This window comes from Bacillus sp. iso_77, assembly GCF_056173625.1.
Genome location: NZ_CM149683.1, coordinates 3,540,957 through 3,565,652 on the forward strand (window position 1 = coordinate 3,540,957; position 24,696 = coordinate 3,565,652).

Annotated in this window: 22 protein-coding genes, 1 pseudogene and 2 riboswitches; of the genes and pseudogenes, 5 read left to right on the plus strand and 18 right to left on the minus strand. The window is 41.7% G+C overall.

All coding sequences use genetic code 11. The features are described 5' to 3' along the window. Positions 1–73 precede the first annotated feature (73 nt). The 4 genes from garR (at position 74) to AC0VYC_RS18265 (ending at position 5,171) form a co-directional block, all read left to right on the plus strand. On the plus strand, positions 74–967 hold the full coding sequence (garR, locus tag AC0VYC_RS18250) for a 2-hydroxy-3-oxopropionate reductase (protein WP_475388999.1): 894 nt from the start codon (positions 74–76) through the stop codon (positions 965–967). Between the two features lie 6 nt (positions 968–973). Continuing rightward, a complete protein-coding gene (locus AC0VYC_RS18255; RefSeq protein ID WP_475389001.1) occupies positions 974–2,395 on the plus strand; it encodes a four-carbon acid sugar kinase family protein in 1,422 nt (473 codons plus the stop codon). A gap of 50 nt (positions 2,396–2,445) precedes the next feature. Further along, positions 2,446–3,765, plus strand: coding sequence for a gluconate:H+ symporter (locus AC0VYC_RS18260; protein WP_475389003.1), 1,320 nt, complete (start codon positions 2,446–2,448; stop codon positions 3,763–3,765). Positions 3,766–3,846: 81 nt separating this feature from the next. Then, positions 3,847–3,959: riboswitch (SAM riboswitch) on the plus strand. 87 nt (positions 3,960–4,046) lie between these two features. Beyond that, complete coding sequence (locus tag AC0VYC_RS18265; RefSeq protein ID WP_475389005.1) at positions 4,047–5,171, plus strand: 5-methyltetrahydropteroyltriglutamate--homocysteine S-methyltransferase; 1,125 nt, start codon at positions 4,047–4,049, stop codon at positions 5,169–5,171. 54 nt (positions 5,172–5,225) lie between these two features. Here the strand turns inward: AC0VYC_RS18265 and AC0VYC_RS18270 are convergent, their stop codons facing one another. The 11 genes and pseudogenes from AC0VYC_RS18270 to AC0VYC_RS18320 form a co-directional block, all read right to left on the minus strand. Then, positions 5,226–6,644: a glycoside hydrolase family 1 protein gene (locus tag AC0VYC_RS18270; RefSeq protein ID WP_035702586.1), complete on the minus strand. Its 1,419-nt coding sequence runs from the start codon at positions 6,642–6,644 to the stop codon at positions 5,226–5,228. After that, complete coding sequence (locus AC0VYC_RS18275) at positions 6,616–8,523, minus strand: beta-glucoside-specific PTS transporter subunit IIABC (RefSeq protein WP_047947030.1); 1,908 nt, start codon at positions 8,521–8,523, stop codon at positions 6,616–6,618. The genes AC0VYC_RS18270 and AC0VYC_RS18275 overlap by 29 nt, the downstream gene beginning before the upstream one ends. A 325-nt stretch (positions 8,524–8,848) precedes the next feature. Beyond that, positions 8,849–9,682 carry a BglG family transcription antiterminator LicT gene (gene licT, locus AC0VYC_RS18280; RefSeq protein ID WP_017368351.1) on the minus strand — a complete coding sequence of 278 codons (834 nt, stop codon included), beginning with the start codon at positions 9,680–9,682 and terminating at the stop codon, positions 8,849–8,851. Positions 9,683–9,906: 224 nt separating this feature from the next. Beyond that, on the minus strand, positions 9,907–10,722 hold the full coding sequence (locus AC0VYC_RS18285; protein WP_475389008.1) for a YwqG family protein: 816 nt from the start codon (positions 10,720–10,722) through the stop codon (positions 9,907–9,909). 173 nt (positions 10,723–10,895) lie between these two features. Beyond that, positions 10,896–11,735 carry a methyl-accepting chemotaxis protein gene (locus tag AC0VYC_RS18290; protein ID WP_116306502.1) on the minus strand — a complete coding sequence of 280 codons (840 nt, stop codon included), beginning with the start codon at positions 11,733–11,735 and terminating at the stop codon, positions 10,896–10,898. A gap of 149 nt (positions 11,736–11,884) precedes the next feature. After that, the gene (locus AC0VYC_RS18295; protein WP_024719222.1) at positions 11,885–12,619 is read right to left on the minus strand and encodes an energy-coupling factor transporter transmembrane component T family protein; all 735 of its coding nucleotides are present in this window, start codon (positions 12,617–12,619) and stop codon (positions 11,885–11,887) included. Beyond that, entirely contained in the window at positions 12,609–14,207 is a 1,599-nt protein-coding gene (locus AC0VYC_RS18300; protein WP_475389010.1) for an ABC transporter ATP-binding protein, read from the minus strand. The genes AC0VYC_RS18295 and AC0VYC_RS18300 overlap by 11 nt, the downstream gene beginning before the upstream one ends. Further along, the gene (locus tag AC0VYC_RS18305; protein ID WP_019743666.1) at positions 14,182–14,781 is read right to left on the minus strand and encodes an ECF transporter S component; all 600 of its coding nucleotides are present in this window, start codon (positions 14,779–14,781) and stop codon (positions 14,182–14,184) included. Before AC0VYC_RS18305 ends, AC0VYC_RS18300 begins: the two co-directional genes overlap by 26 nt. After that, positions 14,778–15,464 carry a thiaminase II gene (tenA, locus tag AC0VYC_RS18310; protein WP_017358641.1) on the minus strand — a complete coding sequence of 229 codons (687 nt, stop codon included), beginning with the start codon at positions 15,462–15,464 and terminating at the stop codon, positions 14,778–14,780. The genes AC0VYC_RS18305 and tenA overlap by 4 nt, the downstream gene beginning before the upstream one ends. A gap of 87 nt (positions 15,465–15,551) precedes the next feature. Continuing rightward, positions 15,552–15,655: riboswitch (TPP riboswitch) on the minus strand. 56 nt (positions 15,656–15,711) lie between these two features. Next, the gene (locus AC0VYC_RS18315; RefSeq protein ID WP_144667485.1) at positions 15,712–16,839 is read right to left on the minus strand and encodes a hypothetical protein; all 1,128 of its coding nucleotides are present in this window, start codon (positions 16,837–16,839) and stop codon (positions 15,712–15,714) included. A gap of 140 nt (positions 16,840–16,979) precedes the next feature. Beyond that, positions 16,980–17,635 (minus strand): annotated as a pseudogene (locus AC0VYC_RS18320) (type 1 glutamine amidotransferase domain-containing protein). A gap of 254 nt (positions 17,636–17,889) precedes the next feature. Between AC0VYC_RS18320 and AC0VYC_RS18325 the strand changes: the two are divergent. Next, entirely contained in the window at positions 17,890–18,054 is a 165-nt protein-coding gene (locus AC0VYC_RS18325; protein ID WP_008345707.1) for a hypothetical protein, read from the plus strand. A gap of 144 nt (positions 18,055–18,198) precedes the next feature. On the opposite strand, the gene AC0VYC_RS18330 is transcribed toward AC0VYC_RS18325, so the two are convergent. The 7 genes from AC0VYC_RS18330 to AC0VYC_RS18360 all read right to left on the minus strand — a co-directional run bounded on the left by AC0VYC_RS18330 (position 18,199) and on the right by AC0VYC_RS18360 (position 24,676). After that, entirely contained in the window at positions 18,199–18,570 is a 372-nt protein-coding gene (locus tag AC0VYC_RS18330; protein ID WP_475389013.1) for a DUF1304 domain-containing protein, read from the minus strand. Next, positions 18,567–18,830, minus strand: coding sequence for an ORF6C domain-containing protein (locus tag AC0VYC_RS18335; RefSeq protein WP_008345710.1), 264 nt, complete (start codon positions 18,828–18,830; stop codon positions 18,567–18,569). The genes AC0VYC_RS18330 and AC0VYC_RS18335 overlap by 4 nt, the downstream gene beginning before the upstream one ends. A gap of 207 nt (positions 18,831–19,037) precedes the next feature. Then, positions 19,038–21,419, minus strand: coding sequence for an immune inhibitor A domain-containing protein (locus AC0VYC_RS18340; RefSeq protein ID WP_100324611.1), 2,382 nt, complete (start codon positions 21,417–21,419; stop codon positions 19,038–19,040). Between the two features lie 189 nt (positions 21,420–21,608). Then, a complete protein-coding gene (locus tag AC0VYC_RS18345; RefSeq protein ID WP_100324610.1) occupies positions 21,609–21,902 on the minus strand; it encodes a putative quinol monooxygenase in 294 nt (97 codons plus the stop codon). A gap of 25 nt (positions 21,903–21,927) precedes the next feature. Further along, positions 21,928–22,566, minus strand: coding sequence for a nitroreductase family protein (locus AC0VYC_RS18350; RefSeq protein WP_017368360.1), 639 nt, complete (start codon positions 22,564–22,566; stop codon positions 21,928–21,930). Between the two features lie 13 nt (positions 22,567–22,579). Then, positions 22,580–23,023, minus strand: a complete 444-nt coding sequence (locus AC0VYC_RS18355; RefSeq protein WP_045033720.1) for a MarR family winged helix-turn-helix transcriptional regulator — start codon at positions 23,021–23,023, stop codon at positions 22,580–22,582. A 351-nt stretch (positions 23,024–23,374) separates the two neighbouring features. Next, positions 23,375–24,676, minus strand: a complete 1,302-nt coding sequence (locus AC0VYC_RS18360) for a pyrimidine-nucleoside phosphorylase (protein WP_039164991.1) — start codon at positions 24,674–24,676, stop codon at positions 23,375–23,377. Positions 24,677–24,696 lie beyond the last annotated feature (20 nt).

Below are 24,696 nucleotides of genomic sequence, written 5' to 3' on the forward strand. Positions count from 1 at the left end.
CGATAGTATATATACTAACAAAAAGAAAAGAAAGCGCTTTTTGTAAGGGGTTTCTAAATAGGAGGCGGACAAAATGGCAAAGCAAATTGGATTCATTGGATTAGGCATTATGGGGAAACCTATGGCACTCAATCTATTAAAAGCCGGTCATACTGTGACTGTTTTCGATATTCATACAGAAGCTGTTCTAGCATTAAAAGAATTGGGCGCAAATGCCGCTGCATCAGCTGCTGAGGCAGCATCTGAAAGCGATATCATAATCACGATGCTTCCAAAAGGTGAGCATGTAGAAGCAGTTGTAGCAGGTGAACAAGGCATATTGGCTACAGCAAGACCTGGCACGATTATTATAGATATGAGCTCTATTTCACCTGTTACTTCTAGAGCATTAGCGGCACTGGCAAAACAGCATCAGGTCGAATTTATCGATGCTCCTGTCAGTGGCGGAGAGCCAAAGGCGATAGACGGGACACTTGCGATTATGGCGGGCGGAGAAAAAGAGATTTTTGAACAAGTAAAGGATGTCCTCTATGCCATGGGCACAGATGTCGTATTAGTTGGATCAAATGGAAGCGGGACAACCGCAAAGCTTGCGAATCAAATCATCGTCAACTTAAATATCGCTGCCATGTCCGAGGCACTCGTCCTTGCCGCTAAGTCTGGCATTGCGATTGATAAAATGTATGAAGCCATCCGAGGTGGACTGGCAGGAAGTGCTGTACTCGATGCGAAGGTTCCTCTCATTTTAGAACGAAACTTTGAGCCTGGCGGACGTATTGACATCAACTTAAAGGATTTAACCAATGTCATGGAAACTGCCCACGATATCGGCGTTCCTCTCCCGCTTTCTAGTCAGCTGCTGGAAATCTTCCACGCCCTCAAAGCGGACGGAAAGTCTGGACTTGATCACGGCGGAATCGTTCAATATTACGAAAAAATGGCTCATGTTGAAGTGAAGAAAGGATGAGGTTCTATGAAACAAAGCATTGAGTTACTAAATGCCATTCCGAAAGCGGATTCAGACCGCATTCAATCAGCATACGAACAAGCACTAAACCATTTTCACCATAAAGTGATTGTATTAGACGATGACCCAACAGGCATTCAAACCGTACACGGCGTCTCTGTTTTCACCGATTGGTCAGAGAAAAGCATTGAAGCTGGTTTTCTTGAAGACAGCCGTATGTTCTTTATCTTAACCAACTCTCGCAGTATGACAGAGAAAGAAACGGCGGTTCTTCATGAAACGATCGCATCAACGATTGTGAAAACGGCTGAACGGCTTGATCAAGATTTCATCATTGTCAGCCGGGGGGACTCCACCCTGCGTGGACACTTCCCGCTAGAGACTGACATTCTCAGAACGACCATTGAACAGCAAAGCTCCCGCCAATTTGACGGCGAAATCCTTCTTCCCTTTTTTAAAGAAGGCGGCCGCTTTACGATTGGCAATATTCACTACGTACAGGAAGGTCACGAATTAATTCCTGCTGGTGACACAGAATTTGCATTGGATCGTACATTCGGATTTCAATCTTCTCACCTCGGAGAATGGATCGAAGAGAAATCAAACGGATCGTTCACTAAGGAAAACACTACTTATATTTCTTTAGAAGATATCCGGGCTTTACGTAATGAACAAATCAAGGATCAGCTGATGACCGTGAAGGATTTTCAAAAAGTGGTTGTAAATGCAGTGGACTATGACGATGTCAAAGTCTTTGTCATTGCCCTCATAGATGCCATCAAAGCAGGTCAGCACTTTCTATTTAGAAGTGCGGCAGCTCTCACAAAAGTGCTTGGCGGTGTTGAGGATCAAGCACTATTAACTAGACAAGACTTAATACAGGAAGAAAGCACGCACGGTGGCCTCATCATGGTCGGTTCCCATGTCAAAAAAACAACCGAACAATTGCGAGCGCTGCAGCAAAATAAAGACATTGCATTTATTGAATTTGATACACACCTCGTGTTAGAACCTGAAGCATTTCAAGAGGAAATTGACCGCGTGATTCAACAAACTGAACGGCTTTTAACAACCGGGCAATCGGTTGCTGTTTATACAAGGAGAGAACGGCTTGATCTTGGGGACGATCGTCAAGAGGAAGAATTGAAACTGTCTGTTCAGATTAGTGATGCTGTGACAAGCATTGTTCAGCGCCTCTCCATTCGCCCTAAGTACCTCATTGCCAAAGGTGGAATCACCTCTAGCGATATTGGAACAAGAGGACTCAGCGTCAAACGTGCGACCGTCGCAGGTCAAATCAGACCAGGTATTCCCGTTTGGCAAACAGGAGAAGAAAGCAAATTCCCATTTATGTCTTATGTGATTTTCCCGGGAAATGTTGGCTCAAAGGATACGTTAAAAGAAGCAGTAGACATACTTGAAGGATAAAGCAGAGGGGGCGTTCACGCTCCCTTATGCAGCACAAAGGAGGAAAGATCATGTCGTTAGTTTTTATCGGACTTGGCGTTTTGTTATTACTTTTACTCATGGTTGTCTTTAAGTTAAACGCTTTCATTTCGTTGATTATTGTCTCTTTAATCGTTGCCGTTTTAGAAGGCATGTCACCACTTGAAGCGATTGCTTCAGTCGAAAAAGGGCTTGGAAGTACACTCGGCCATCTGGCGTTGGTTCTTGGCTTTGGAGCGATGCTTGGTAAATTGATGGCTGATTCTGGCGGTGCTCAGCGTATTGCCATGACACTCATCGACCGCTTTGGTATCGGGAAAATCCAATGGGCGACGATGCTGACTGGATTTGTTATCGGAATTGCTCTATTTTATGAAACCGGATTCATTATTCTTATTCCATTAGTCTTTACCATTGCTCAAGCCGCAAGACTTCCTGTGTTGTATGTGGGAATGCCGCTCGTCGCTGCACTCATTACAACACATGGCTTCCTCCCTCCTCACCCAGGGCCGACAGCCATTGCCAATGTATTTCAAGCCAACATGGGACAAACCTTATTGGTTGGAATTATTTTAGCCATTCCTGCTGTTTTAGTAGGCGGACTTTTGTTTACGAAACTATTTAAGAAAGATCAACTGCATGCACACATTCCAAAGGACTTGTTTAATCCAAAGGAATTTACAGAAGAGGAAATGCCAAGCTTCGGCATTAGTATTTTCACCGCTATTTTACCTGTATTGCTCATGACATTCAGAGCATGTTTAGAAATTTTCTTCCCGTCCTCCCCGCTGCTACCGGCGGCTGAGTTTTTAGGTGAGCCGGCGATTGCCCTATTAATCTCTGTGCTGCTTGCCATCTACACATTTGGTCTTGGCAGAGGAAAGAGCATGCAGGACGTCATGAAATCGATTAAGGATTCAATTGGCTCCATTGCGATGATTCTATTGATCATTGCAGGCGGCGGTGCTTTTAAACAGGTTCTCATTGACAGCGGTGTTGATCAATACATTGCAGGGATTATGCAAGGAAGCACACTGTCTCCTCTGCTCCTCACTTGGCTGATTGCAGCTGTCCTTCGTGTCTCTTTAGGGTCAGCGACTGTCGCGGGTCTCACAGCAGCTGGCATTTCTGCACCGCTGATTGGTTTGACGGGAGTCAGCCCAGAATTAATGGTAATTGCAACAGGCGCCGGCAGTATTACATTCTCTCACGTGAATGATGCGGGTTTCTGGATTTACAAAGAATACTTTAATCTGTCGATGGCTCAAACTTTTAAAACTTGGACATTGATGGTGACTGTTCTTTCACTTGTTGGATTAGCTGGTGTTCTCGTCGCTGATTTGTTTATGTAGGAAAATAAATAGGAAAAACCATTGACTTTTTCTCAAAAAGATTGAATAATTGTGTTTATTAAGAAAATTAAATCAAAGGTAACCTTATTAAGAGTGGTGGAGGGACTGGCCCTGTGAAACCCGGCAACCGCTGTTCCTAGGAACAGAATGGTGCTAATTCCTTAAACAAGCTGATGCTTGTTTGAAGATAAGGCAGAGATCTCACAGTATATGATGCTCTTCCTTATCCAAGGAAGAGCTTTTTTATTTGATTTATAACCTGAAGAAAGAAGGGATTCAACATGACACAAGTACAAACCATTGGTAAGAAAACGACAAAGCCGCCATTTCGCGCAGATCAAGTAGGGAGTTTACTTCGTTCTGAACGCATCAAAGAAGCCCGCAAGCAAAAAGCAGACGGTACACTCACAGCAGAGCAGCTCCGACAAATTGAAAATGAAGAAATTACTCGTATTGTCGAGAAGCAAAAGGAGATTGGATTAGAGGTTGTCACAGATGGAGAGTTCAGACGTGCTTGGTGGCATTTTGACTTTCTAGAAGGGCTAGATGGGGTCGAAGGATTTGAAGCAGACCAAGGCATTCAATTCCACAATACGACAACAAAAGCCAGAGGCATCAAAGTAACAGGTAAGATTGATTTTACTGATCATCCAATGCTGGAGGATTATCGCTTCCTTCACAGCATCGCGGGTGATCATACGGCTAAAATGACGATTCCAAGTCCGAATATGCTCTTTTTCCGTGGAAAGCTTGAAGAAGGTGTGTACGACAGCTTAGATGATTTTCACCATGACGTGGCACAGGCTTATAAAAAAGCCATCCGTGCTTTTTATGATGCAGGCTGCCGTTATCTACAGCTGGATGATACAGCATGGGCCGTGTTCTTTTCTGAAAAAGGACATGAACAAATCAAAGCTTTTGGCCGCGAGGAAGATGAACTGCGTGAATCGTTTGCGAAAACAATCAATGAAGCGGTTGCCGATCGACCAGATGATTTAGTGATCACCATGCACATTTGCCGTGGTAACTTTAAATCAACTTGGGCAGCCGAAGGTGGTTATGAGGCAGCGGCAGAAACGATTTTTGCCGGTCTGGATTTGGATGGTCTCTTCTTAGAATTCGACGATGACCGTTCTGGCGGATTCGAACCCCTTCGTTATGTGAAAAATTCAAACCTTCAAATCGTACTAGGTCTTGTCACTTCAAAGTATGGGGAACTTGAACCCGTTGATCAGATCAAAAGAAGAATCGAGGAAGCGGCACAATATGTGGACATCAACCAAATCTGTTTGAGCCCACAATGTGGATTCGCCTCAACAGAGGAAGGCAATTTGTTAACAGAAGAACAGCAATGGGAAAAGCTGCGTCATGTGATTGAGATTGCGGATCAAGTGTGGACATCATAGTCCACTCACAATAAAAAGAGACAAACCGTTTGATCAGCGGTTTGTCTCTCTTTTTTATGCGTCTAAATGCTTTCCATTTGTCGCAATCACTTGTTTATACCAATCAAAGCTTTTCTTTTTCTTTCTATCTAATGTACCGTTGCCTTCATTGTCGCGGTCGACATAAATGAAGCCGTAGCGTTTTTTCATTTCAGCTGTTGATGCACTGACAAGATCAATTGGGCCCCAGCTTGTATAGCCGATCAGATCAACGCCGTCTGCGATCGCTTCTCTTGCCTCAAGCAAATGACTTCTGAGGTAATCAATTCGGTAATCGTCTTGAATGGAGCCGTCTTCTTCTACTTGATCCACAGCACCCAATCCATTTTCTACGATAAACAATGGTTTTTGGTAGCGGTCATATAGTTGGTTTAGTGTTGTACGAAGTCCTTTTGGATCAATTTGCCAGCCCCAATCACTTGCTTCTAGATAAGGGTTTTTCACGCCTTCAAATAGGTTGCCACCAGTCACTTGTCCAAGTACCTCTGGATCTGTACTTGTCACAAAACTCATATAATAGCTGAAGCCAATATAGTCGACTGTATGGTTTCTTAGAATGTCTTCGTCACCGTCTTGGAATTCAATGTTGATGTTATTTTCCAGGAAATAACGTTTCATGTATCCAGGGTAATAGCCTCTTGCCTGTACATCTGAGAAGAACAATGTTTTACGATCTTGATCAATCGCAGCAAACATATCTTCAGGTCTTGAGCTGTACGGATATGTGGTCATCGCTGCAATCATACATCCGATTTTCGCATCTGGAATGATTTCGTGTCCTGCTTTAACAGCTAGAGCACTTGCAACAAACTGATGATGCGCTGCTTGATATTGAATGCTTTTCTCGTCTTCGCCTTCTTCAAATACAAGGCCACCCCCTGTGAAAGGAGCATGTAAGACGACGTTAATTTCATTGAAGGTCATCCAATATTTTACTTTATCTTTAAAGCGAGTGAACAATGTTTTAGCGTATGTTTCATAAAGACCCACAAGCTTACGGTTTCTCCAACCGCCGTAGTTTTTCACAAGTGCAAGCGGCATTTCATAGTGAGAGATCGTGACAACTGGCTCAATTCCATGCTTATGCAGTTCATCAAATACTTTTTCATAGAAAGCGAGGCCCGCTTCATTCGGTTCCGCATCGTCGCCATTTGGGAAAATACGTGGCCAAGAAATGGATAGTCTGAAGCACTTGAATCCCATTTCTGCAAACAGGGCAATATCTTCTTTGTAACGATGATAGAAGTCGATCGCATCATGATATAAGTTAAGGTCCTTCATTGATTCATCGAATGGGTGCATAATACCGTGTGGTGATACATCCGCTGTTGATAAGCCTTTTCCATCTTTGTTATAAGCACCTTCAATTTGGTTGGCGGCTACTGCGCCGCCCCATAAGAAACCTTTAGGAAATGTTTTTTCTAAATTGGTCATGTTGAATGCCCTCCTCATTTTCTTCTACACTGACTGTAAGCAATGTCTCTTTTACTGTAATCGCCCCATCTGTTTTCGCATCAACTTGTGCATAATCATTTGTGTTGGTGACGATAATTGGCGTTGTTACATCATAGCCTTCTTGCTGAATGCCCTTGATATCAAATTCAACTAGCAGATCTCCTGCTTGAACGAGATCACCTGACTGCACATGACTTGTGAAATGTTTACCGCCAAGTTTTACTGTATCAATCCCCACATGGATGAGAAGCTCTGTGCCTTGATCACTCTTTAAACCAATGGCATGTTTCGTTTGGAAAATGGTTTCAACTTTGCCGTTGAACGGTGCTACTACACGTCCAACTGTTGGGACAATGGCTGTTCCTTTACCCATGATTTCATTAGAGAATGTTGCATCATTTACTTGATTGAGCGGCTTTAGTTGACCTTCAAGCGGGCTTTGTACCACTTCATTTTGAAGCGCTACTGTGTCTTTCTTTTCTTCTGGTTTGTCTGCTTTTGTATCATCTTTCACTGGTACATCTTTGAAACCTAGAACAAGTGTCATGATGGTTGCTACAACAAAGCCGATCACTAATCCAATGATGGAGTAAACAAATGTCGGTCCAATGAACGTTGGGAGACCTGGAAGACCTGCTGATCCTGATATCACATATGACTTTACTTTGAAGATAGACATGAACACGCCGCCTGCTGCTGCACCAATGAGGGCTGCAAGGAACGGTTTTTTCAATCGCATGTTCACACCATACATAGCAGGTTCAGTAATACCCATTAACGCAGTGATACTTGTAGACATCGCCAATGATTTGAATGTTTTGTTTTTTGATCTTAAGAAGACACCGAATGCTGCGCCTGCTTGTGCCATATTCGCTACAAACATCATTGGAAGAATGAAGTCAAAACCGTTTAATGTAATGTTGTTGATCATGATTGGAAGTAGTGCATAGTGCATGCCCGTAATGATCAATGGTGACATAAAGCCACCGATTAAGAGTCCGGCCAAAATACCTGCATGTTTGAACAATAAATCAATTCCACCTGAAAGGCCATTTCCGATAATACCACCAAGCGGTCCAACCGCGATGAGCATAACTGGTACCACGACAAGAAGTGTAACTGTTGGAACAAGAATGATTTTTAGTGATTTCGGACTATATTTTTCCGCGAATCTTTCAACATATGAGCCGAGCCAGATCGTGAGTAGAATTGGAATCACCGATGAAGAGTACACAACGGCAACCACTGGCAAGCCTAGAAATTCTGTATTTCCTGCGCCTAGTAAAGCCGTTAACTGCGGGTGCAGTGCGGCTGCTGCAATGGCAGCGGCGATATACTGATTTGTGCCAATTTTTTTGGCTACGCTTACAGCAAGCAGAATCGGTAAGAAGTAAAAGGCTCCGTCTCCGATAGCTGTTAAAATCGCATATGTGCTGCTTTTATCTGAGATCCATTGGAACGTCAGCATTAATGCCAAGATCCCTTTGATCATACCAGCTCCAGCGATGGCTGGAAGAATCGGTGTGAAGACACCAGAGATAAAATCGAAAAGTTTAGAAATCACATTTTGTTTTGAAGCTTCTTCTGAACCGCCTGATTTCACATCGGCTGATAACCCAGAATCAGCAATCATTGCTTGATAGACGTTTGATACGTCGTTGCCAATAATGACATGGTATTGACCGCCGCTTTGATTCACGCCCATGACGCCGTCTGTTGATTGCAGCTTCTCTTTATCCGCTTTGCTTTCATCGTATAGGTTGAAGCGGAGCCTTGTCATACAATGCGTGACTTGCTTTACATTCTTTTCACCGCCGACAAGCTCTAGAACTTCTTTTGCTGTTTGTTTGTGGTTCATTGTGTTACCCTCCAATCGTTGATTTCATCTTGATATAGAAAAAACCTAAACATCCATTAATGCCCGAAAAATAGCGATTCAGACATTAATCGATATTTAGGTTTTGCCTGCTTAACCAGTAACAATCCTTCATAGCGATTGATCGTTATTCAATTTTATAAGCCTTTAGATACAAAAAAACCTAAATCATGCCTTATCAAAGATAGGGACAATGATTTAGGTTTTGCCTGCTTGACCAGTAACAATCCTAAAAGATTGTGGGTTATTAAGTTTATAGTTATAAATTAGCATGTTAATTTTGATATGTCAACGCTTTCTTTTTGATTTATTTTCTTTTTATGACTCGATCGATGTGCAAAGTTAAGTATAACATCTCATCTTCTATGAGACTTCGGTTGTATTCTTTTTGAACATAGTCATTAATTTTCTCCGCACATTGAAAAGCGGCTGTATTTTTTTCCTTTACCACTTCATACAGAAACTCATTTTGATTTTCCATTTGTGTTTCGTTAAACAGACGCTGTCCAAAAAACTTCAAATGCGTGACAAAACGGAAATAATTTAATGATTCTTCGTCCAAATCAATTTGGAAATGATACTTTACGATGTTCAAAATATCTTGAATCAGTTTTGTAATTTGAATGACATTCGGCATTTCCTCATTCAGTTCTGCATTGACAATATGCATCGCAATAAAGCCTGCTTCATCCTCGGGAAGATGGATGTTGAGCTTGTCCTGTATGATCCGAATCGCTTCTACACCACACATGAATTCCTCTTTGTACAGCCGTTTGATTTCCCAAAGCAAGGCATTTTTAATGTCCATTCCTTTTTGATGACGTTCAATAGCAAAGGTAATATGATCCGTTAACGTGACATAGATGCTGTCATTTAAATTTTTGTTAAGGGTCGTTCTCGCGTGATCGATAATTGCCTCACACACTTGCATATACTCGATCGGAATATCATAAAGCAGGGTTTTGAATTTTTCTGATATATCTTTATTTTGAATGGAAAATACTTTTTCGATACGTTCTTCGTCAATCGGGTCTCCGCTTTTCTTTTGAAACGCAATCCCTCTGCCCATAATGACCAGCTCATGCTGCTCGTCATCATACGCACTGACCACATTATTGTTGATTACTTTCGAAATGATCAATTGATCCCCCCCAGTACATTCCGCTTTTTCGAGCATTTCATTGTTGATTGATATGTCATTTTATTATTATTTTCAAAAAAGAGGACTTTAAGATGATTTTACATTTTTTTTTGATACGGTCAACTAGAAAGAATGACATATTACCTCTCAGAAATGACGATTTAGGGGCAATAAGGCTAAAAATAGACAAAAAACACTCTTCAAAAAGAGTGTTTTTTACAAAATTAGGAGCAATCCCAGTTATAGACGACATTTTCGAAATGTTTTCGTTTGAGGTCTTCTGGTTTGATAAAAAAGTTAGCAATGCCGCAATCTCCCCACAACATGTCCACTTCATCATCTGAGTCAATTTGCAATAATAGCACAGTATGTTCTTGGTCTACATAGGTACGCGGGTCTTCTTGTGTAAAACCTGGGTATCCGCCAACTTTATGGCCAAAACCACTTGCTGTCTCATAAAATTCATCTAGCAATTGATCTGCTTCATCACCATCAATACCAACAGCATCTTCGAATAGATCCCAGCTTTGCTTTCCTGTGACTTTTTCAAAGCGGAAATCTCCTACACTGATCGTTTCGCTTGATAATTCACCTGTAATCGCACCTTCCTTCGTAACTGGAAAATAAAAATCGTCAGGAATTTTCACGAATGAAAAATCAGTCAATAAGTCTTCTTCAGCTAAGAAAGGTTCCTCAATAAATTTGATCCGAAAATCTTTTTGCTCTGTTTTTTGGTCAATATTCATCCCATAAAGATCATCATGTACAGAAATAAACACTTGCAAAAGTCCTGTTTCTGGGTAATCTTTCAGCTTTGGCAGCTGGCCGAAATTGATTTGTGCCAGCAGCTTCATAGGATGGCCTTCTCCATCAACGGGATATTCGTCGTTTTTTGGGAAATAAGGATCACCTGCTATTTTGCTGTCATATGGTCCTGTTTTTCCTTGTTTTATCTGTAATTGAATCAGTGGTTTTTCAGTTTGATCTAACGATGGACGGTAAGGCGCAAGTACTTCTTGCAGCTTTGCTGATTGTGTCAAGATGGTCTTCCTCCTTATGAATAGGTCTAATGATCAAAACAGGTCTATCTTTTTCTATCATACAGAAGTGTAACTTCCCTGTCAGTGAAAAACCCGTCAATATCATGACAAAAAACTCACTTCAACACGTTAAAAAACCTCCGATACAGCTGGAGGTTTTGTGATTCGTTTATTTATTTCACTTGATAATTCACTAAGTCTGTTGCCAATGTTTTCATCGTTTCGTTCGTTTCGTGCAGCCCCTCAATAATTTTTGTGAAAGTGCCAACGAGTTCTGCTTGATGTTCAGAAGAAGCCACGATTTGTGCTATTTCTTCTTCCATTCCTTTGATAGAGCCTTGCACATCTTTTAGCGCTGTTTCAATATCAGTCGTTGCTTGCTTCGCGTGAGTAGACAGCTTTCTCACTTCCGTAGCAACCACCCCAAAGCCTGCTCCTGCTTCACCTACTCTTGCAGCCTCAATGGATGCATTGAGTCCAAGTAAGTTCGTTTGATCAGAGATACCTTTGATGAGATTAGACACTTGGTTGATTTTAGAGGAATTTTCGACAGTGGTTTTTGTATTTTGTAGAATTTGTTCACTTGTCGCTTGTAGTTCCTCTGAATGTGCAGCCACTTGCTGTACCATCGCGACTAGTTTTTCGGAAGCATCGTTACTTTCCGTCATAATGTGTTCTAATCGTTGTTGATTCGTTTGGTCATATGCTACACAGAAGGCAGCGACCACTTGACCATTGTCATCTTTAATCGGGACGGCGACGATGTCCATAGGAATTCCGTACACCTCTTTAGGAATCTGGATAAACGATGGCTCTCTCCCATTTTTCAACATTGAAAAGTTTTGGAACCCGGGAGCTACAACATCCCCAGCTTTAAACCCTAAGTCAATGTTCCCGTGCTGCTGATAATAAAGAACCTTCTCTTTCCCTAATACAGAAAAGGTTAGCTGCTCTCTCATAGCTAGTCCAACGATTGGTAAAGCGTCTATTATGTTATCAATTCTCTGTGACATTCGCTCACGTTCATCCTCTCTTTTTCTCAGTACACTCTCTTTATCGGTTCTTTATATGATCTATTACAGCCTGCAATGTGTACTAATATCAACCAAATGACCTAAGACATATAAAACAGCCACATTCTATCAAGAGAATGTGGCTGTTTTTAAAAGAAGAAGATGCATATCAACACACTAATGACGATAAAAAAAAGATACATGCAGTCGATCCATGAAGTGCTGATGACATGATAATACGTTCTCTCCCTCGTCCCTGTGAAGCCTCTTGCTTCCATCGCAATGGCTAGTCGTTCAGATTTCCGTACACCTTGCGTGAAAAGTGGGAGTGCATAACGTATAAAGGCTTTCCAGCTGTTTTTTTGCTTGTAGCCTCTAATTTTATGTGCAGCCTTCATTTGCTTCAATTCACTTTGAAACAACGGGATAAACCGGAAGCCTGCCAGCATTCCATATGCCCATTTGGGTGACATTCGGCATTGATGGATTAAGCTCATCATAAAGGCCGTCAAATCAGTTGTTGATGTAAAAAGGAGACCAAATGTCACAAAGCCAAGCATTCTAAAAGAAATGGTCAGCCCATTTCTTAAACTCTCCTCTGTGATATGAAACCATGCCCATTTCCAAACTGTATGATCTCCCTTGCCAAAGGCCGCGATCATCCAAAACACGAGAATGAAAAAGAGCAGATAAGGTACAAGTCTGGTGATGAGGTATTTCAAATTCCAGCCGCCTAGGACAAGTCCAATTCCAAGTGCAAACAGCCAGATGATGAACGTCGTTTTAGGATCAGAAATCGCCATCAGACAGCACATCGCAAGGAGATGGGCGAGTAATTTCATGACTGGATTTACAGTGGATAGAAAGGAGTGATTACTTTGCAATCGTCATCACTTCCTTTCTTTCAACCATATAGCGGTAATGTAACGGCACTCTCAGCTCACAGGAAGTGACAAGTTCCTGATGAGAAAATAAATCAAAAGGCGTACCATCATAAACATGCTCCCCTTGATGAAAAACAAGCACCTGATCAGCGCACTCATCAACGAGTTCCATATCATGTGTGACCATGATAATAGTGGTGCCTTGTCGTTGACGTTCTTTTAAACGCCGGATTAACTCCCTCGCCGTTTTCTCATCCTGCCCGAAGGTCGGCTCATCTAAAATGAGTACATCCTGATCAAAAAGAAGCATCGTGGCAACACTTAATCTTCTTTTTTGTCCTAAGCTTAAGGTGAAAGGATGCGCGTCTCTATGCTTCTCTAGGCCGAACTCTACCAATAGCTGATTCGTTTTTTCTTGCACAACAGGCTCTGGCCAATTTCGCTGTCTCCCACCAAATGCGATTTCATCAAACACTGTGTCCTGTATAAATTGAAGTTCTGGATTTTGAAATACAAAGCCTGCTTTTTCATATAATGTTCGGTCAGACCACTTTTTCAGATGTTTTCCTTTTAAGTAAATGTGACCTTTCTTTATTGGTTCTAAACGGATGACATGTTTAAGAAACGTACTTTTTCCGCTGCCATTTTCACCGATGATCGCAACCCAATCTCCTGCTTTTATATTAAGGTGCAGGTCATCTATAATGCTTTTTTTCCCGTAGCTTAATTGTAGATGATCTGTGCGAATAATGACCTCTCGATCTGTTGATGACAATTTCTCATGACGTTCTTTTCTCGCCTCAAAGGTTTGCAAGAGTGTTTGACTCAGTGAATGAAACGGATCTTGTAAGACATTGGACCATTTCTCGGGAAATATTTTCGGACGCCAAATGCCGGCTTCTTTCATTTCTCCCTCAAATGTGTTCATCACGTCTTTTGGCGTTCCATCTGCTATGATACGGCCTTGATGATCTAATAAGATCACCCGATCCATCCACTCGATGACACCGTCTAACACATGCTCCACAAAAATCATCGTCTGATTCTGTTCAGCCGAAAGCTGCTGAAGTAATTGAAATATCTCCATTCTTCCTGCTGGATCAAGCTGTGCTGTCGGTTCATCAAAGAACAGGACATCTGGCTCTAATGCTAGTAAACAAGCAAGCGCCAACCGCTGCTTCATTCCGCCAGATAAGGTATGAATATCTGTATTTGGGTCGACATCCAGCTGTACCTTTTTCATGAGATGCTGAATCATGTCATCCATTTGTTCTCGAGGGACAGATCGATTCTCTAAGCTAAACGCAATTTCTTCATTGACTCGGTGCATACAAAACTGCGAATCTGGGTCTTGAAACATGACACCAGTATGCCTTTGCCGCATCACTTCTCCCTGTACTTCAGCTTCCATATGCTCTGGAATAATGCCAGCAAGCACAGAAATCAGCGTAGATTTCCCGCTTCCACTTGGTCCTAATATCAGCACCTTTTCCCCCTTTTGAATAGAAAGAGATACTTGATGAAGAACGGGATTCGGCTGTTCATAAAAACGGACAGCGAGATTACTGCACGCGAGAAATGAATCCATGCTGGTCACCCTTACTTCGTTTTTCTTTCATGATGGCATATTGATTCAGCACACCCGTTTTAGATAAAGCATCCACCACAACCTTTGCCAAGCAACCACCGAGTAACATGCCGCTAATGACTTGAGTGACAAGTGTCATGAGTAACACTTGAGGCGTGTAATAGCCGAATCCATTGGCAATGAGGCTATATGCCATTGCCCCTACTGCTGCAAAGGCACCAGACAACATGAGTGTCCACATGCGATATCGCTTATAGCCAAAAAGAGCGAAGGCGATTTCTGCTCCAAGTCCTTGGCATACACCAATCAAAAGCGCAGAAAGACCGAAGTGGCTGCCTGTCAGTAATTCCACGGCAGCGGCAGCTGTTTCTGCGATGAGGGCAGCTCCTGGCTTTTGGATAATGTAAGCAACGATTGGACTGGCAATGACCCAAATTCCGAACATGATGTTGCCTCCTGCTGGACCGACAAGGGCTGTAATCGGTAAATAAAGAGTCGACCACCCTAAATAGATGACTCCGCATGCCACTGATAAAATGACAGCAAGAACGACTTCTTTCATCTTCCATGTCATGAAGAATGCACCTCCATTTGGACAGGCCACTCTTCGACAGTAAAGGCCATGTCCCAGAATTTATACTCAAGCTGACAGCTTAAGATGAAGTGCTGTTTCATTTTCTCCTTTTCCTTCTCACTTGCTCCTTCCGCCCACTGATCAAGCCGTTTGCAAAGCTCCACTGTAACAGAGTCCGTTAACCCGCCATAAAACGTGATCCACTCATAGAATGGATGGGCAGGGTCGGGCTCAACATCTTTAAGCATTCGTTTGCCTATTTCCCAATAGGTCCAAGGGCAAGGGAGCAAAACCGCAATGATTTCTCCTAGCGTCCCTTCCTTTGCGACTTGCAGCATGTGATGAATATAGTGATGAGCACTTGGCGCCAAAGACGCACCTTGCAGTTCATCATAAGCGACACCTGCCACTCGGCAAAGGTTTTGATGAGGATGTGTCTCACTATCAAGGACAAAAGCCATTTGTTGATGGAAAAAAGTAATGTCCTCTCTGTCTGTACATCTGCTGATGGCTGCCGCATAAATTTTAATAAAGGCATTTAAATATTCCGCATCCTGTTTGACATAATGAATGATCTGTTCCTTTTCGAGTTCTCCTGCTGCGAGTCCTCTCACAAACGGATGCTGATAAATCGCTTCAAATAATGGTTCTGCTTCTTGCCTTAATTGGGTTGAAAATGTCATAAAAAAAGCCTCCTCTTTTTCAGTTGAATAAATGAAAAAGCCACCCCAAATGGAGCGGCCTTCTTATCGATTCAATCATGAATAAGACAAGGTCCAGCTCCACTTCCCTCCGCTAGTACAAACTAGATCAGGTTCAAAGGGTCCAAGATTTCCTCTTGTCTCAGTCATACATGACTCCCCTAGTGGACTTTTGTCATTTAATTATCTTTACTCTACACATGTGGCGATTTGATGTCAACCGCCGATCTTAATTCAATGTATTGATCGTTGGCAGCTTCTCGATCCCTGCCGCATAGTAGAAATTAAGGACACTGAAGAAATCAATTGGCTTTCCTGTCTTTAAATCAACAGCCAAAATATGATCGCCGTAATTTGTCAGGTCATCAATGTCTAAACGCCTTGGCGTTGTCTTTCCGAGAGTATCAACAAAGCTGCTATGGTAGTACTGCCCACTAGCAAACGATGATTCATGATACATAAATAATGTCTCCACATCTAAGTAGACAAGAATGGCCTCAGAGGAACTCGCATATGGAGCAGAGTACGATACTGGTGCCGAAATACTCTTCACTTTTACACTGTCAACAGAATGCGTTCTCTGTTGATATTTTCCATCATATGAGAAATAAAATACACGCTCCCATTTATAATCAGCGGTCTTAGATTGTTTGTTATATACTTTTGTACCATTTGCGAAAACATCCCCATTGGCATACGAAGCAACAAAGTATTGCAATGTTGATGACAGGGATTCAGCACCTGTGAAATTTGGTGGGTTTTTTGCATTCACCTGTAATGTATATGAGTCTCCAAAGTCTCCACCGCTAGTAATACCAAACGCATAATCACCCGCTGGTAAATTGCTTAACGCAAGCAGACTGCCTGCCGGTTGAATCAGATCCGTTGGATAAGCTTGTCCTTCTTCATAATCAATAACAAATAATTGAACGAAATAATCAGCATTTGGAGAGGTAATCCGGCTGATGAGCGCCTGAGAGGACGATGTACTTAAGAACCATAAATCAACTGGATCTTCCTCGTTTAAAACTGCCGATTGATTAATGGCTAGTCCATCAATAGAGCGAACGGCAGACGTGCGCATCTTTCCATCTGTAGCCGCTTTTCGTTTAATACTTATTCCCTTTTTCTTATCTACTTTAAATGATTTTTTTACTTCCTTCTGTTGAACCGCAGTCCCTTTATCCTGCTTTTCAAACGACTCTTGCACTTGCTGAATGGCTTTTTCAGTCAGTGGCGATACTTTTTCACTTGATTTTGGTGCATCTTCTGCTTTGATTGCTGGTGAAAATAAACCTGTTGTGACCAATAAAATAGACAGTAAGGCGGCGGTGATTTTGACATAAAATGCTCTCACAGGAACATCCCCTTTTCCCTAATTTGGGTTTTTTACCCTGTGATTATTTTACCATTTTTCTAATACTTGTTTTGGGCTTTTTTAGGAAATTTTTATAACAAAAAACCAGCCGTATGCGTCACGACTGGTTTTTTGATGATTTATGCAATGGTTTTGACAAATAAACGTGCTGTTTCTGCACTTGATCCTGGATTTTGTCCAGTAATGATTTGTCCGTCTACAACGGCGAATGGCGCAAATGCATCGCCTTTTTCAAATGCTGCCCCTTGCTCGCGAAGTTTTGTTTCCAATAAAAATGGAACTTTAGATGTCAATTGAACAGCATCCTCTTCCTCATTTGTGAATCCTGTTATTTTCTTGCCGTCGATAAATGATTTTCCATCACGATCCTTCACATCAACAAAGGCAGAAACGCCATGGCAAACTGCCCCAACGGCTCCATTTTTGTCTGAAATCGCTAAATCGCATCGGCAACCAATTGATTGGACGCAAAGTCGATCATTGGGCCATGTCCTCCAGCAAAGAAAATGCCATCATACTCAGCTGGGTTTACATCGGTCAGTGCCTTTGTGTCTTGAAGTAATTCATACACATCTTGATATTGTGCTGGAACTCCTTCAGGAATTGAATTTTTATCGATCGGTACTGTTCCACCTTTTATTGAAACAATTTGCACGTTGAGTCCATTTTCTTTAAAAATATGAAATGGCTCGGCTAATTCTTCTAGCCATAAGCCTGTTGGGTGTCCGTTCATTTCTGAGCTGCTTGTTGATACTAATAAAACGTTCTTGCTCAACTTTATCATCCTTTCTATTTATCATGTGGCTATTTTATATTTTGCACAATTAAATATCAAGCAATCAGACTTGGATACAACTCTTTATGTTATACCCGATTTTTTAAAAAATATAGCCTCACTTCAAATCTAATCATTCTGTCACATTCTATTGACAGGGAATTTCATGTAAAATTGTGATGAAATGATATAATATGAGAAACAATTGACAGGCCTCTTGCGCTAGAGGGAATTTAAAAGGAGTGGAAAAAGAGATGAAAACCTATTCGATTGTGATGATTATCATCACGCTCTGTATCATATTGGCTGTCTTTTTAATGAATCTTACGGGCGTCATGTATGGAAAAATCATATTGGCTGTCGCTGTTGCCCTTTGTCTTACGTCCATTATTCGTTTGATGGGAATGCGTAAAAGATAAAAGCCGCCCTCTAGGGCGGCTTTACCGTGTAGACAAACCCCTCGCATTCAGTGTCAGTCCTGCGCTTCGGTGCTCACCAATGTCAAATTCGCTCCGATGCTCGTCCTTCCTAAACTGCAAAGGTTTTCTATCACGCTGATAGGATTATATAGCCAGGATAAGTGCAATTAATGCAAGAAAAGCTGGTAACCCTTGTTTGATGATAATCGATTTATTAGACGTCACACCGCCAAATACTGCTGCGATGAACACACAAAGAACGAAAAATAGCTGAATCATATATCCTACGGTATTCGAACCAAGAATGAGCCCCCAAATGAGTCCAGCAGCTAGAAAGCCATTGTATAGCCCTTGATTAGCAAACATCACTTTCACATTTGGATCCTTTTGTAAGTGTTCAGGCAGATTGAAAGATCTTCTCGCCATTTTTGATTCCATAAAAAACATTTCTAGTAACATGATGACAATGTGCTCTAAAGCGACAATTCCTACTAAAATCATTGCTAAAATATTCAATTTAGTGAATTCCTTTCTGATAGACGGTCTCGTATTTGTATTTTGTCCGTGTATAAATCAAAGTCTTGGATTAGCTCTAACGCCTCATGAAAACGACTTTGTGGAATGTCTTTCATTTTTCTTACACCAAATTCCTTTTTAATAAAAGCCATGATGGTATTAATATGAAGCTTACCGTGGCCATCATACTCTAAATGGCTGCAAAAAGTCTGCATCGTCCCTCGAATCACCTTTAATTGCTTGGCAGTGACACAACTCATTGGTAACGCTCATCCTTTCTTGGTTTTTTAACAACTAAAAAGAACATTGAATGAAAGAAAAACCTTCCAATCTCTATTATATAATGGTTTCATTCGGATATCAAAATAAAAAAGAACAAACATTCGATCAAAGACGAGTCATACGCTAAAAATCCATGTCTTAACGTATCAAAAAGCCGGATTCATGGATAGAATCCGGCTTTTTGTTTAGTTGCTTTTAGAAATTAATACCTTTCCAACAGAACGGTCCTTACTTTGTCCGACGACTTTAAAGGATAGGCCGTATGTTGGCACATCACGTCCTGCATCCGGGTTATTTGGATTCACATAGTTCTTTTTATCACTAAATGTACGCGTTGGGCGGATATAGCGATCCTCTAAGGTTAAGCCTGTTGTCGCTGTATAATCAATATTCAGCTTCGTGCTTGGATTCAAAGAGAATGCAGCATCATGTACTTGGAAACCTGTCGCTGCAATAGAGCCGTCACTCCATTTCAACACTTGTTGATCTGCATCTACGACTCCAAGGAAGCCGTTCCCTGGATGTTTTCCAACCCAGTTATCACTGTACGATTGATCGACGTACCACACGACCAAACCGTTATTATAGCTCATCAGACTTGCTCCTCGTTTGATATGCTTTAAGCCTTTATCGACATCAGCATAAGAGCGCCATTCTAGTAAATAATACTGAGCGGCATATTGTTTTCCATTAGATTGAGAGAATCCGTTAAAAGTGAACGTGGACGTTCCCTCGGCATCATCTGACCACACTTTTGCTCCATCTGCTGTAATCTTTAGATCATCTACAAATAAACCTGGCAGTGAATATCCTGCATCGGTTGTATAGCGGAATTGCAGATCGATCTTCTTCCCTGCATAAGCAGAAAGGTCAAAGGATGCATCTACCCAGCCATCCGATTTTCCATCGATGCCATTGCCTTCATTCGCTCCTGCCTCATTTCGATCATTCGTAATATTACCAGCAATGGTTGTCCATTTGTCTGTCCCAGTTTCACGAACTTCTACATACGCATAGTCATAATCTTCTTCGATATCGTACCATGCTTTAAACGTAAGCTCGGCTTTGCTTCCCTTCGACAAATCAATCCCTGATGTCGTCATGGTAGCATTCAAATTGTCACCTGTTCCGCTGAAGTATGAATATTGCCCTTGTGCAGGCTGAGTGACCACAATCTCTTTATCTGGCAAATCGACTCGAACCGCATCATGGTTGGTTCCTTTTGTTGCTGCTTCATCGATTAAAACTGTTTTGCTTTTTGTTAATGTCTTACCATCAATGGTTTTTCCAGAAAGCCAGTTGCCGCCATGCAAGTTTTGAAGCATTTCTTTTGCATATGGACTAAAACCTGTTGGTTCCGTACCAGGTACTTTACCTGCCCAGCTTCCGCTTGACATGATAGACCAATAAGAAACGGGCTCTCCTCTGCCTGTGTATTGTGTATCGTATTCATCAGGCAGACCAAGATCATGTCCAAATTCATGTGTGAACACGCCTGCTGCGCCATCTTCAGGCTCAATCGTATAATCTAGAGCGCCTAACTTTCCGCCTTGACCCACTTCTGATTCAGTGTTTGGAATCTCAAATACATCACCAAGTGACCAGCGATGCGACCAAATCGCGTCAGAGCCAAGCTGTCCGCCGCCAGCTTCTTCACCTACGCCAGCGTGTACAACCATGAGGTGGTCAATGATACCGTCCGGCTCATTATAAACACCGTCTCCATCCATATCATAGCGGTCCCATTGATCATATTCACCAAGGTCAATGTTTGGATCCTTTGCCGCTGCTTCGAGGGCTTCTTTCACCAATTCGCGCGGTCTGCCGTCACTGCCTGATTCGTCTGGTACGTTCCCGCCATAATATGCTGCTTCATGCTTGGCTGTATACCATCCAGCTACTGTTCCACTAATCGTGTAGCTTCCACCGGACTGCTTTTCGTAATACTGCTTCATAGATACTTTTCTTTTACCATCTGGACCGATGTAGCCATTTTTTCCGAAAAGCATGTCTTGGTAGTGCTGCTGATCGTACTTGTCATAGTACATATCAGTCTCTTCTTTTTTAATACTATTATGCTTATAATCTTTAAAATCTACTAATAATACCAAAACTTTATCATTACGGACGTCGCCTTTATATTTTTCCTTTTTCACCGGCTTTACTTGATTGCCTTCTTTTCCTTTATGCTTCTTTAACTTTTTCTTTTTGGCTAGTTTATTATGTACATTTTGTTTGTATTCTTTTAGGAATTCAGGTTCTTCTGTTAAGGTACTTGCGCTTTGTTTCATCGCTGCTTCTTCTTTTTTCTTTAAGTAGTTCTTTAATGCTTTTTGGGTTTCTGCCTCATTGGCATTCTTTTTGATCTTTCCTTGTTTTTTCAAGGCTTTGATGAGGCGGTCTTCATTGACAACACTTGCGTCGAATGGAATACCTGAATAATGACCACCATCTGAGGATGTTGACTTTTCTGAGGTGTGGGCAGATAGAGGGGTGCTGAAAGCTGTCAATGTGCCTAAACTGAGGACAGCTGTTAGTGCGATGCTCGTCCATTTCCCTTTTTTCATATTGGTTCCTCCCTAATTTGGTAATAAATAATATCTAATTCTAGCATATTCCAATATACTTAAGTCGAAAAACATTTTATTTTCAGAAACTTTGTGGAAAATGCACAATACGAGATTGAAATAGGTGGAACGAATTGTCGAAAATAAAAGTACCCTAGGCTATAAATGCCTAGGGTGTTTGTTGTTTTTCTATGAAAGCTGCTCTCCTTGATATGCAATAACATCAAGTGGAGCGGCTAAAAATTCTTTTGCCTTTGCGACGAAAGCTTGGAAATGTGCACTTGCATTATGGCTTTGAACCGCTGCTTCATCTTTCCACACTTCTACCATTAAAAAGGTGTTTTCTTTCTCTGTATCCTTGAAAAGCTTGTAGGACACATTGCCTGCTTCTTCCTGTGAAGCTTTCATTAAACCGTTGATTTCTTCTAGAAATACGTTTTCTTTCTCTGGATGAATGGTCATCCCTGCATGAATAATAATCATATGATCGTCTCCCTTTTTTTAAAAATTATTTCCACTCTGTGATGCGATCGATCGGTAAACGGTAAGAAGCATAACCTTCGTCAGCTGCTTTCCCAATGGATAGAAGCATAACTGGTACATAGCGCTCTTTATCCCAGCCGAATGTTTCAGCGATGACTTCTTTGTCATATCCGCCAATTGGGTTTGTATCATAGCCATGCGCACGAGCAGCAAGCATCAGCTGCATTGACACAAGTCCACCGTCAATTAAGATCGTTTCACGATTCACTTGCTCTGGAAGAGCTTCAAAATGTGCAGTTAATGCAGCAATTTGTCTTTCTTTTACTTCCTGCGGCATGTAGCCATTTTCTACTGCTTTTGAATAAATTTCTTCTAAGTATTCATTGTTTTTCATATCTGCAAACACAGCGATGACAGCTGATGATGTAGCTACTTGTGTTTGGTTGAATTTTGCGAGTGGTGCGAGCTTTTCTTTTCCTTCTGGGCTGTCAATGACCATGAAGCGCCAAGGCTGTGCATTCACTGATGATGGTGCTGTTGTTGCCTCTTCTAAAATCTCCGTCATTTCTTCTTTGCTAATTTTCACTGCTGGATCATAGTTACGAATGGAGCGGCGCCCTTTCATAATATCCATAAAATCGTTTGTTTTTAATGTTGTAGCCATGTGTAACACTCCTTTAGGTTGTTTGAATCTTCTCGATGTTTTGTTGTATACGGATGAGCACATCAGTGAGAAGCTTTCGTTCTTCATCACTTACGTTTTCAAGCATTTCTGAGATAAATCGTTCTTTTTCTTTTTTAGAAGCTTCGATTCTTGTTCTGCCTTCATCTGTCAGACGAACAAGCGTGACTCGATTATCTTCCGGCTTTCTTCTGCGCGTGACCATTCCTTTTGTTTCTAACTGTTTTAAGTGACGCGTCACAGCCGCACTATCAATATTTACTTTTTTCTGCAAATCGGATTGGCTGATTTCGTCGGCTTGGAATAACAGTGATAGCAACTCCAGTCTTGATTGGCTGATGCCCGTGCATGCTTCGAACTTCACACCCATCATACGGTTCACGCACTGCAAACGATATAATACCTCTGCTTCTTCAGAGCAAAATGCAGTCAATGCCATCCCCTCTTTTCTATTCAGATCAATTAGTTGATATATCAATCATTGACTCGTCAACTAATATACACCCATTGTTTCATGATTGCAAGAGGTTTGTTTCATAAAGTGAAATTTTTTATTTCAATAAAAAAACGAGCTGTACGCTCGTCTTAAGAACTTGGTGTCGATGTTGGTCCCACATAGTAGCTGATAAATCCAATGATCATCAAGACTACAAAAATAAAGAGAATGAGTTTGAGCATTCTCATGGTTTATCCCCTCCCACTCATCTAACTTATCATATCTAGAAGAAGCGCTACCTAAAATTTACATAAAAAAAGACAAAAGCGATTCATCACTTTTGTCTTCTTCTCTTTATTCTGTAATCACTGTATGAATCAAAGTCGGAGCATCAGCATGGTCAGCGATGCGGATGTTGTCATAAATTTTCTCCATGACATTCGCAACATCTTCACGATTTGCATGCAGCGTCACGAGAGATTCACCTTTTTCTACACGATCGCCTACTTTTTTGTTGAGCATGATGCCAACAGATAGATCGATATCGTCTTCTTTTGTTGCACGTCCTGCTCCAAGAATCATCGCTGCAACACCGATTTCGTCTGCGACGATTTCAGCGATCACACCTGATTCTTTTGCCGGCACTTCGATTTGATAAGGTGCTTGTGGCAGTTTTTCCGGTTGATCTACAATCGAGCCGTCTCCACCTTGGTTTTCTAAAAATTCCTTGAATTTCTCAAGTGCTTTGCCGTTTTTCATGACTTCAATTAGCTTTTCTCTTGCTTCATCAAGTGTCTCTGCTTTTTTCGCAAGAACGACCATTTGACTTCCTAATGTGAGCACAAGCTCGTTTAAGTCTTCAGGGCCTTCGCCTTTAAGCGTGTCAATCGCCTCTTTCACTTCAAGGGAATTTCCAATCGCTAATCCTAGCGGCTGAGACATGTCTGAGATGACAGCCATCGTTTGTCTGCCAACATTATTTCCGATACGAACCATTGCTTTTGCAAGCTTCTCAGAGTCTTCAGGTGTTTTCATGAAAGCACCTGCACCTGTTTTCACATCTAGTACAATGGCATCTGCGCCAGCAGCGATTTTCTTACTCATAATCGAGCTTGCAATGAGCGGGATTGAGTTAACAGTTCCTGTTACATCACGAAGGGCATACAGTTTTTTATCAGCAGGTGTCAGGTTGCCTGATTGTCCAATGACCGCTACTTTATGACGGTTCACCAGCTCGATGAACTCGTCTTTTGTAATTTCAACGTGGAAGCCTTTGACTGCCTCTAGCTTGTCGACTGTTCCACCCGTATGTCCAAGACCACGCCCAGACATTTTTGCAACAGGTACATCAAGTGCTGCAACAAGAGGAGCGAGTACAAGCGTTGTTGTATCGCCTACACCGCCTGTTGAATGCTTGTCTACTTTAATGCCATCGATAGCAGACAGGTCAATCGTGTCCCCTGAGTTTGCCATAGCGAGTGTTAAATCTGCACGTTCTTGATCCGTCATATCTTGGAAGAAAATCGCCATCGCCAAGGCACTTGCTTGGTAGTCAGGAATTGTTCCGTCCGTATAACCTTTGACAAAGAAAGAAATTTCCTCTGAAGATAATTCTTTTCCGTCACGTTTTTTCGCAATGATATCTACCATTCTCATTGTTTTCACCATTCCTTTTT

What these genes read in the sequence shown, in the direction of transcription:
- AC0VYC_RS18300 (WP_475389010.1), bottom strand. Translation starts at nt 14,207, where the DNA reads ATGGATTCATTTCTCGCGTGCAGTAATCTCGCTGTCCGTTTTTATGAA.
- garR (WP_475388999.1), top strand. Translation starts at nt 74, where the DNA reads ATGGCAAAGCAAATTGGATTCATTGGATTAGGCATTATGGGGAAACCT.
- AC0VYC_RS18260 (WP_475389003.1), top strand. Translation starts at nt 2,446, where the DNA reads ATGTCGTTAGTTTTTATCGGACTTGGCGTTTTGTTATTACTTTTACTC.
- AC0VYC_RS18340 (WP_100324611.1), bottom strand. Translation starts at nt 21,419, where the DNA reads ATGAAAAAAGGGAAATGGACGAGCATCGCACTAACAGCTGTCCTCAGT.
- AC0VYC_RS18265 (WP_475389005.1), top strand. Translation starts at nt 4,047, where the DNA reads ATGACACAAGTACAAACCATTGGTAAGAAAACGACAAAGCCGCCATTT.
- AC0VYC_RS18360 (WP_039164991.1), bottom strand. Translation starts at nt 24,676, where the DNA reads ATGAGAATGGTAGATATCATTGCGAAAAAACGTGACGGAAAAGAATTA.
- AC0VYC_RS18270 (WP_035702586.1), bottom strand. Translation starts at nt 6,644, where the DNA reads ATGACCAATTTAGAAAAAACATTTCCTAAAGGTTTCTTATGGGGCGGC.
- AC0VYC_RS18275 (WP_047947030.1), bottom strand. Translation starts at nt 8,523, where the DNA reads ATGAACCACAAACAAACAGCAAAAGAAGTTCTAGAGCTTGTCGGCGGT.
- AC0VYC_RS18290 (WP_116306502.1), bottom strand. Translation starts at nt 11,735, where the DNA reads ATGTCACAGAGAATTGATAACATAATAGACGCTTTACCAATCGTTGGA.
- AC0VYC_RS18335 (WP_008345710.1), bottom strand. Translation starts at nt 18,830, where the DNA reads ATGAGTTGTGTCACTGCCAAGCAATTAAAGGTGATTCGAGGGACGATG.
- AC0VYC_RS18350 (WP_017368360.1), bottom strand. Translation starts at nt 22,566, where the DNA reads ATGGCTACAACATTAAAAACAAACGATTTTATGGATATTATGAAAGGG.
- AC0VYC_RS18325 (WP_008345707.1), top strand. Translation starts at nt 17,890, where the DNA reads ATGAAAACCTATTCGATTGTGATGATTATCATCACGCTCTGTATCATA.
- AC0VYC_RS18345 (WP_100324610.1), bottom strand. Translation starts at nt 21,902, where the DNA reads ATGATTATTATTCATGCAGGGATGACCATTCATCCAGAGAAAGAAAAC.
- AC0VYC_RS18255 (WP_475389001.1), top strand. Translation starts at nt 974, where the DNA reads ATGAAACAAAGCATTGAGTTACTAAATGCCATTCCGAAAGCGGATTCA.
- AC0VYC_RS18305 (WP_019743666.1), bottom strand. Translation starts at nt 14,781, where the DNA reads ATGACATGGAAGATGAAAGAAGTCGTTCTTGCTGTCATTTTATCAGTG.
- AC0VYC_RS18355 (WP_045033720.1), bottom strand. Translation starts at nt 23,023, where the DNA reads ATGGCATTGACTGCATTTTGCTCTGAAGAAGCAGAGGTATTATATCGT.
- tenA (WP_017358641.1), bottom strand. Translation starts at nt 15,464, where the DNA reads ATGACATTTTCAACCCAATTAAGGCAAGAAGCAGAACCATTATTTGAA.